The organism is Burkholderia sp. GbtcB21 (assembly GCF_019091065.1).
Classification (GTDB): Bacteria; Pseudomonadota; Gammaproteobacteria; order Burkholderiales; family Burkholderiaceae; genus Burkholderia; species Burkholderia pyrrocinia_C.
In genome coordinates this window covers 1-8,168 of record NZ_JAGXKA010000042.1, presented here as the reverse complement: position 1 = coordinate 8,168, position 8,168 = coordinate 1, and the positions used below count along the sequence as shown (strand labels likewise).

7 protein-coding genes and 2 pseudogenes are annotated in these 8,168 nt (G+C 59.6%); 4 read left to right on the top strand and 5 right to left on the bottom strand.

Annotated features, from left to right (window positions below):
• Positions 1-192: 192 nt before the first annotated feature.
• Positions 193-672: a hypothetical protein gene (locus tag KVT39_RS35825; RefSeq protein ID WP_254640780.1), complete on the bottom strand. Its 480-nt coding sequence runs from the start codon at positions 670-672 to the stop codon at positions 193-195.
• 842 nt (positions 673-1,514) lie between these two features.
• On the opposite strand from KVT39_RS35825, the gene KVT39_RS35820 reads away from it, so the two are divergent.
• The 3 genes from KVT39_RS35820 to KVT39_RS35810 are packed head-to-tail and all read left to right on the top strand — an operon-like array spanning position 1,515 to position 3,417.
• Complete coding sequence (locus KVT39_RS35820) at positions 1,515-1,979, top strand: hypothetical protein (protein WP_217591348.1); 465 nt, start codon at positions 1,515-1,517, stop codon at positions 1,977-1,979.
• 9 nt (positions 1,980-1,988) lie between these two features.
• On the top strand, positions 1,989-2,696 hold the full coding sequence (locus tag KVT39_RS35815; RefSeq protein WP_217591347.1) for a P-loop NTPase: 708 nt from the start codon (positions 1,989-1,991) through the stop codon (positions 2,694-2,696).
• A gap of 19 nt (positions 2,697-2,715) precedes the next feature.
• The gene (locus KVT39_RS35810) at positions 2,716-3,417 is read left to right on the top strand and encodes a hypothetical protein (RefSeq protein WP_217591346.1); all 702 of its coding nucleotides are present in this window, start codon (positions 2,716-2,718) and stop codon (positions 3,415-3,417) included.
• Between the two features lie 47 nt (positions 3,418-3,464).
• On the opposite strand, the gene KVT39_RS35805 is transcribed toward KVT39_RS35810, so the two are convergent.
• Positions 3,465-5,171 (bottom strand): chromosome partitioning protein ParB, encoded by a 1,707-nt coding sequence (locus KVT39_RS35805; RefSeq protein ID WP_306795622.1) that lies wholly within the window; start codon positions 5,169-5,171, stop codon positions 3,465-3,467.
• A gap of 126 nt (positions 5,172-5,297) precedes the next feature.
• Here KVT39_RS35805 and KVT39_RS35800 point away from each other — a divergent pair, with 126 nt between their 5' ends.
• Entirely contained in the window at positions 5,298-7,178 is a 1,881-nt protein-coding gene (locus tag KVT39_RS35800) for a collagenase (RefSeq protein ID WP_217591349.1), read from the top strand.
• A gap of 41 nt (positions 7,179-7,219) precedes the next feature.
• On the opposite strand, the pseudogene KVT39_RS35795 reads toward KVT39_RS35800, so the two are convergent.
• The 3 genes and pseudogenes from KVT39_RS35795 to KVT39_RS35785 form a co-directional block, all read right to left on the bottom strand.
• A pseudogene (locus tag KVT39_RS35795) lies at positions 7,220-7,387 on the bottom strand (transposase); the annotation flags it as partial.
• 290 nt (positions 7,388-7,677) lie between these two features.
• Positions 7,678-7,893 (bottom strand): annotated as a pseudogene (locus tag KVT39_RS35790) (IS3 family transposase); the annotation flags it as partial.
• A gap of 12 nt (positions 7,894-7,905) precedes the next feature.
• Positions 7,906-8,168: transposase (locus KVT39_RS35785; RefSeq protein WP_217591345.1), on the bottom strand; the 263-nt coding region annotated here is incomplete at its 5' end.

Sequence of the window (8,168 nt, the reverse complement as noted above, 5' to 3'; positions counted from 1 at the left end):
CGGTTGTTCCGATGCCTGAGGTTAACAGCTTGCCGCGAAAGTTAACAGCCCAACGGGGCCTTTCTGAAACCGTCTCTTAAACACAAAATTCCTGACAGGCCCGTTGAACCTGTTCTGACGGTGATTCGACCGGTTGTGAGGATATTGCTCATGGTCAGGTGCATCGGACACTGCTGTCCTGAGGCGCTCTATTTATTCACGATCAGCGAACCATACCGGTCCGGCCTTGAATGTCGCAAAGAGCAGAAACAGCACCGCGATCGCGAGAAGCGGTACGCCGTAGAGTGCCACCGGGAAAAACAACATGAACTGCAGCACTGATCCGCAGAAGCCGTGTACCGCGCCCGTACCCCGAACGTTTTCGTAGATCAACCGGATCGCTGCCGCAAGCCCCATTGCCATGAGTACGAGACCGCTCCACGTCGGTTCATGCCGAAGCACTGCGGCTCCCCATCCGAAATATCCCCACCACACGAGATTGATGCCGATCGCAGCGAGCCAAAAGCCACGTGCCGTGAAAAAACTGTAGCCGTACTGGCGTCGAGCGTGATGGCCGAAGAGCTGAATGCTCTTCGCAATCGCAATGATTGTGCCAAATGCGATCGCAAGTTTAAGAAATGCCACGGAATGTTCCTCCAGAGCTGGGCCCGGTGGTGCCTCGTTGGTCGACATGAGGGTGCAGCGAAACGCGACGTGCTGACTGCCGCTCCTTCAAATATAGACATCCGTTCCGTGAACGCAACAATATCGTTATCCAGAATATTGAAAATTTGCGTTCATAGTGATGACATTAAAAATTTCCGATTGCCTGGTGCTGCGTGCTCACGCTGCAGGTGCTGAATTCGAAAGTGATGTGGTTGTTGGAAAGAAAATGTCTTGTCGCGGTGAAGTGCAATGGCGCCAAAAACCGGCGCAAGCCTATCCTGCCGTGTCTTGTCTTTTGTCCTTTCATCGCTCCGTTCGCCGATTACCGCGCGCGATTCAATGTGGTCACGCAGAAAGATGAAGCCATGGCTGCAAGAAGACGCTTTCAGAGTGAGCAGGAAGGATGCACGTCTGGCGCAACAAGACGATCCGTGTGTAATCAAAAACAGCGGACGACACGGGTTGCGTCATGTCAATCCTTTGGTCAGGTGACGTAGGAAAACGAAGCGTTGTGAGTGACATGAGCGATCGGGCCCGCCACACACTGCGCAACAAAAGTGAATGATTGAACACGCGACCGCATCAGTGCGAGCGCGAACTCGACCAGCAGGCGGCAACGCGGATCCCGAGCAAGTTGCATCGCTCACATGATCAGGTGCATCCGATTCCACTCGTCGTTTGCAACTTAAGGCATCGTCGATCACGAGTTCGTGCTGCCTCAGCGCGGCGACAAAAAATATTTTGCGATGCCGTGCAATTCCGGCCCGTTCCCACACGGTCCGATGCGCGAAGTTCGGCTTACTTTCGGGCATTGACGACCGCTATTTCGATCAGCAAGATGGTCTCAAAGAAGTGTGTCGAGGCGGATCATGCCGGTCGTAAAGCACTTTACTCAAGCGCAATGGGACGCAGTCGCTCGCCGTCTCGACGCGCTGCCACCCAAGCCTGCACACGAGCATCACGTCACTGTGCGTGAGGCGGTGAATGCAATGCGGCCGCAGATCAACGGCGCGCAACAGAAGGGGTACACATTCGAAGAAATCGTTCAGCAACTGGCGGAAGAGGGCTTCGACATCAGCGCAAGCACGTTGCGCTACGCGATGCAGCGCGTAGCAAAAAATCACAAATCCGGGCATGCGGAAAGAGCCGACCCGCCGGGGCTGATTACTGCCTCACCGCGAATGAAGCAGCCGAAGCAAACGAGACCACCGACTGTCGATCAAATTAAGAATCGAGACCGAAAGGGTAGTCGAAGGACGACGACCAAACCGGGGGGCATGGTGATTCAGGACACGTTCTCGTTCGAGATCGCACCGGACACCGAGAACCTGTAGAGGACGAGCGTGGCAACGACATACGCTATCTATCTGGTGGGCGGCAGCAAGGGCGGTGTAGGCAAGAGTTTTGTCTCGCTCGCGCTGGCCGACTACCTCCAGCGTCGTGATTTTCCTGTCGCGCTGGTCGAAACCGATACGTCCAATCCCGACGTGATGAAAGCGATTCAGGACGAGGTACCGTGCGTGGCCTACAGCCTGGACGAAGCCGACGGCTGGATCGGTCTGGTCAACTTCTGTGACGAACGCCGGGACGCGGCCATTGTTGTCAACACGGCGGCGCGCAGCCAACCGGGCATTGCCCGTTTTGGCGCGACACTTGCCAGTACGCTCGGCGAACTACGGCGCGAACTCGTCGTGCCTTGGGTGATCAACCGGCAGCGTGACAGTTTGGAACTGCTGCGCGCGTTCAGCCCGACATTTCCCGACGCGACGATCCATGTCGTGCGCAACGGTCATTTCGGTACGCCGGACAAGTTCACTCTGTATCAGTCGTCGCAATTGCGCAAATCGGTCGAAGCACGAGGACGTACACTCGACTTCCCGGATCTGGCGGATCGCGTCGCGGACGAATTGCGTAGTCAGAGGATGTCGATTCGCGTCGCGTCGGAGACGATGCACATCGGCGAGCGGGCAGAGCTGCTGCGCTGGCGAGCGCTGTGCGACACGATGTTTTCGACGATGATTGACACCGCTGGCGCAGACAATGAATCGTAGACGATCAGTCGAGCTGCTGATGCGCCTGTTTCAGGAGGTATCCGGCGAGGTCCCGGATGACACGAGTCTGGCTCGGATGCGCCGGGTATCGGGCGCCCTGAATCTGCAAGACAACGACGCGCTCTGGTCCATCATCGCGGTGCTCGAGTACTACGCGCGCCTGTATGAGGCAATGCCGGAGCGTATTCGATGGGCGAGCGAGGGCAGTCTCGAAGCGGCTCGTCGGGAAATCGGTGGCGCGAACGATGCGTTGATGCAACAACACCGCCGCGCGCTTGAACGGTGCAAGGCGACGATTACAGTGGCGGAGAACCTGATTCAGGAACAGGAGGTGCGGTACCGGGAAGCGTTGGCGAATCTCAACGAGGCCTCACTGACGGCGCTCAGCGCACAGCTGACCAGTCGCGTTGTGCGCTCGGCCGGCAATCGGATGATCGGTGCTGTGGCAATTTCGGGGCGCGAACAGCGTGAGCGGCTGGATGGCGTGATCGGTCGGTTCGAGAAAGCGGTGGACACGGGGGCGGCGCGGGTGGACACGATGGTGACGGCAATGGAGCGACGCCTTGTACGTTCGACGCGGTGTCTATGGTTGACGAGCGTAACGATCCTCTGCTTGATGCTGCTGGTTGCGAGTGGTTGGGTGGACGGGCGGTCAGAGCACCACCCGTCGGGTACTGTTAGCCAAGCGGCGCAGGGCAGGTCAGCAGACGGCAGGCCCTGAAGTGCGTTGCCGTCTGCTGTGTCGCGTCATCGAATGAGGATCAACAGTTACGCGACATCCGGCCCCGTTTTTTCAGCGGTTACCGATTCAGTGGTCGGGAAAGGCCGCGGCGGTTGTTCGGTGGTTCCGGTGGACGGCTCGACATCGTGAGGCGTGTGGTTGACGGGATTGTCGTCATTGCCGCCATTCTCATCGGCCTCGACGTCGTCGCCATCGTTGTCATCCTCGTCGTCGCCGTGGACAGCCCATGAGGGCGATGCCGGAATTTCCCGATCGGTGAGGATTTCCGGAAGCCATGTGACCTTCGCGAGGCGCAGTTCCGCCGCGGCTGCCGCGTCGCCCTTTTTCATCTTCGCGAGGTCCGCCGCGACCTTGGGAGAAACTGCGCCGGACACGACCTCCGCGATGCGCGCCTTACTGACATGGTCGAAGTACGCGGCGCGCGTGGGTGTCCAGTAGCAGGCCATATCGAGACTCAGGACATCGGCCAGTGCGTTGATCGCGTGTGGCGCTTCTGACGTCGCAATGCCGTCGAGCACGGTTCCTGTGCAAAACGCGAGTAGGTCTAGCAAGGTCGTGTGCGCGTCCTGCTTGAGCAGCCACGGCAGCAGATCGGCTTGGCTTGCTGGAAGTTCCGCGATCCAGCGTGTGCGCTGCGTCTCGATCGTGTTCCAGGCCGGGCTGACGGCGAGGTCGTCCGCCGCGCGCAGCAGGTCATCGTGATTGTTGTTGCCGAACAGTGCCAGATAGTGCGGCGTGAAGCCGTGGCCGTAGTGCTCCGGAAACGCCTGCGGAACCAGATGCCGCAACAGGGCCGCGAGTGCCACGGCGGGCTGCTCGACCAGTTCCGCATGGACGGCGGCAGTGCGATGTGCGGTCAGCCGCTGACAGAGCGTCGCGCTGTGGACAGGCTTGATCTTGGCCGGTGCGTCTGCCGTGTCCGGCGCATCTGCCTCGGCTGTGCCGGTCACGGCCGCGCCTGCTGCATCGAGCGCTGCGCTATCCTCGCGCCGTACGAGACCGCGCTCGATGACCAGTTCGCCCTGCGGACCGACAATCACGAACGCCCCGGCCTCGGTCATCTGTGATGCGTCCCACACGATAGTGCTGGTTCCGAGGGCGCGGATCGCGGCGTCGACCTGTCCGATCTCGGCGTCGAGGCGTTCGGCTTCGTCGTAAGCGTCCTCGTCGCCCTCCGCCAGCGCATCGAGCTTATCGCCCAGTTCGGTCTGTTGCGCGGCCAGGGCTTCGAGTTCGCGCCGCTCCTCGTCGGTGTAGGGGCGCTGCACAGGGCGCAGTCTGCCGTAACGGTTCAGTTCCAGCATGTCTCGTTCGACACGCGTTTCCGTCCAGCCCCAACCTTCGGCGCGTACCGTCTCGGTGGCCGCGTCGAGCTTCTGTGCGGCGAGGCGCTGCAATAGGTCGGCGTCGGCAATGTAGCCCGCATGCTCGTCATCGCTGAACAGGTCCCGGCGCACGTAGCCGCCTGCTGCCTCGTAGGCGGCGAGCCCGACGAAGCGCACGAGGCGACTGCGGCTCGCATCGATCTCGGCGCGGGTAATCGCCTGCCGCAGATAGTGCGGTTGACGTTGCCATTCGTTGGCCTCGAACCACAAGCGTTCCTGCGTGTCGTGATTGTCCGCGAGCGCGAGTGCGGCAAGCTGGTCGAGCGTGATTGAGTCTTCGCGCAGAAGCGCCAGCAGCTTGGGCGACACGTTCGCGAGCTTCATGCGCCGTTTGACGGTGATGATCATGGCAATTGGAATTGACATGAAAGTATAATGTAATTTATTGTCGAATTTCCAAAACACTTGGAGACAAGTCAAGTGCCAATAGCCAAGGTGTCTAGCAAGATCTTTCGCTGGTCCGCTGCCGTCGCAATGTCGGTATCCGCGGCTTTGATCGGATCGGCATGGGCCGATACGCAGCCGGCGCAGCAAAAGCAAGCGCGCATGCCGCGCGTGCCGCAGAATTTGCCGGTCTCGCCGGAACAGGCCAAGTACAACCTTCCGGTCAGCGAGCAGGACCGCGCGGCATTGACTAAGCCTTCGCAGCAACAGCAGCCGACCAAGCGCAGCAAACGCAGCGCACCGGGCGCCGATTGTCGCGACATGTTAGTGATGACCCAGTATCGCGGCGCAGCACTCGCCGACTACATCGCGAACCTTCCCGATTACGAATGCCATTACGGCCTGTTTTCCGTCGACCAAGCGTTGGCCGCACAGATTTTCAATGCTGAGAACGTGCACGCCGTCGCGAGTCGTTTCGTGCAGGAGGTATATCGCTATGACGCGAGCAATTTGATTCTGGTCAATTTGCTGATTTATCTGCGTTCCGCCTATTACCAATATGATGTGTCAGGCATCGCCGATCCGATTCCGAATCTCGCGGTGTCGCTGCGTCCGTATATCAAACAAAGCCTCGAGGGTGATGCACTCTACCGTGAGAATTCGCGTGCACCCAGCACCGCGAACGAGTTGATGAAGCTCATCACGAACATGAAGGATGAGGCGTACTACCTGCCAACGCTGAAGAACCGCGTTGCGCTCTATACGTCGAGCGCGACGAATCCGCAGGCGGCGGCGCCGCTGCTGCAGCGCAGTGCGGCGGACGGCTTCACCGGCTTGCTGACGGTGTTCTTCTACGCGCATCAGCGCAGCGACGCGCGGCAAATGCTCGACAGCGACGCGACGCTACCGGAGACGCTCAATCGCTTCGCCGTCGCGAACCGTGCGAGCCTGTCGAACACAAGCGCCGCCTACCAGCTAGCCGATGCGGCGCGCGAAGCGTTTCGCTTTCTCCGATATCCGACGCAAAAGCCGCGCGTGAAAACGATGATCCAGACCATGCTCGCTTCGACGAGCATGACGGGCACGGACAGCGATCTGTGGCTCGCGGCGGCGGAAGCAGTCGACCACGGCGATCCTGGCAACTGCGCGGATTACGGCACGTGCGACTACAAGAAGCGGCTGACCGACGCGGTGCTCACGCATCGTTACGCGTGCAACACGAGCGTGCGTATCCTCGCGCAGGACATGACGGTACCGCATCTGCAGTCGGTATGTGCGGCGGTCGCGCGGCAGGACGATTACTTCCACCGGATGATGAAGACCGGACGCAAGCCGGTCGTGGGCGATCGCAACGACACGATCGAGCTCGTCGTCTTCGACGACTACGCGAACTATCGCAAGTATGCTTCGGTAATCTACGGAATCAGCACCGACAACGGCGGCATATATCTCGAGGGCGACCCGTCTGCGCCCGGCAATCAGGCGCGTTTCATCGCCCACGAGGCGTCGTGGCTCCGACCAGAGTTCAAGGTGTGGAACCTCGAGCACGAGTTTACACATTATCTTGACGGTCGCTACAACTTGGCGGGCGACTTCACGGCGAGCACCGCGAAGCCGACTGTCTGGTGGATCGAAGGCGTCGCCGAATATCTGTCTAGAAAGAACGACAATCAGGAATCGATCGACGCTGCGCAGACGGGCGCATACCGGTTCTCGGACGTGCTCGAGACGCGTTACTCGTCGAGCGACTACGTCGCGCGTGCATACCGGTGGGGCTACATGGCAACGCGCTTCATGTTCGAGCGCCATCGCGCCGATGTCGACACGATCGTGTCACGCTTCCGTGCTGGCGATTACGACGGTTACGAGAACTACGTCGCGTACATCGGTCGCCGCTACGACAGAGAGTTCGCAGATTGGGCGCGCAATGCAACGACGGCAGGCGAGCCACCGCTGCCGACGGTGAGATAAGCAAGCGCGGCCGCGTGTCTGGTCATGCAGGGGCAAGTCCAATCGATCTCAACTCGACCGTCGCTGCAGTAGTAGACGAGCGCGGCCCAGGGGTTCAGGGCGTACTGAATCGCTATGCTGGTATCCGATTTCCCCGACAGCGTCAGGAGCGTGGCTTCGAACCACCGCTTCAGGCTGTCGAGCAGCGGCATCGCGTGCGCCTGGCGCACCGCTACTTCGCAATACTAGTCCGGTGCGCTGTCCGCTTCATCCTTCGGGGTCGGACAGGTCCGATGAATCACTCGCAAGTTTCAGATGGTCCGAAAATTCCAGGGCAGGTCGAAATCAACATCATTGGTTGATTTTTGAAAGACGGGACAGTGCGCCATGATGTGCAATGTGTAGCGTCCGCCCTATGCTCACTGCTCTTCTGTCATGCCTATCCGACCAAACCTTAAGCTCAATCTCGCCCCTTTGAATGTGAGCTTCCCTCGGTTTTTCGCCTTCCAACGGTCCCGAGTTATGCAGCGGCATCCTTGGTCTGCTGAGCTTTGACCCAGTCCCGAAGGAACCGCTCCGGAGAAACCAAGCCGAGCGACGAATGACGACGACTGCGGTTGTAAAACACTTCGATGTATTCGAACAGATCGGCCTTCGCGTCCTGATGCGTCCGGTAGCGCGTGGCGTGAACCCGTTCGTTCTTCAAGCTGTTGAAGAAGCTTTCCGTCGGTGCGTTGACGCTCCTATGTCAAGCAGCGGCCGTCGAATCGGCCAAATCGGCCAAGATGAGCGGGTACAGTTCACGGACGATATAGCGCTTCAGGCAGCGATGGATTTCCTTGTTCGACATGCCTTCCTTTGTCCGACGATCCACATACGCACGGGTACGCGGATCACTGCGCATCCGAACCATGGCAATGGCCCATAGGGCGTTATTTGCAGACCGATCTCCGCCCCTGTTCAAACGATGCCGGACCGTCTTGCCGGACGACGCCTGCAACGGACTTGTGC